This window comes from Escherichia sp. AM3 (genome assembly GCF_032029835.1).
GTDB lineage: Bacteria > Pseudomonadota > Gammaproteobacteria > Enterobacterales > Enterobacteriaceae > Escherichia > Escherichia coli.
Map to the genome: position 1 here is coordinate 1 of NZ_JAVUPQ010000950.1, position 275 is coordinate 275.

General features: G+C 59.6%; 1 pseudogene. It reads left to right on the forward strand.

The features are described 5' to 3' along the window. Nucleotides 1–38 precede the first annotated feature (38 nt). A pseudogene (locus tag RTW80_RS29195) lies at nucleotides 39–275 on the forward strand (ABC transporter permease); the annotation flags it as partial.

Consider the following 275-nt stretch of genomic DNA (forward strand, 5'->3'; position numbering starts at 1 on the left):
GGGTAGGCGCAAGCGCCACCCGACAGGAGGACGACGCGATGTTTCACCGTTTATGGACATTGATCCGCAAAGAGCTGCAATCCTTGCTGCGCGAGCCGCAGACCCGCGCCATTCTGGTGCTGCCGGTGCTGCTTCAGGTTGTACTGTTTCCGTTTGCCGCCACGCTGGAGGTCACCAACGCCACCATCGCCATTTACAACGAAGACAACGGCAAGCATTCCGTCGAGTTGACGCAGCGTTTCGCCCGCGCCAAAGCCTTTACCCATGTCCTGCAG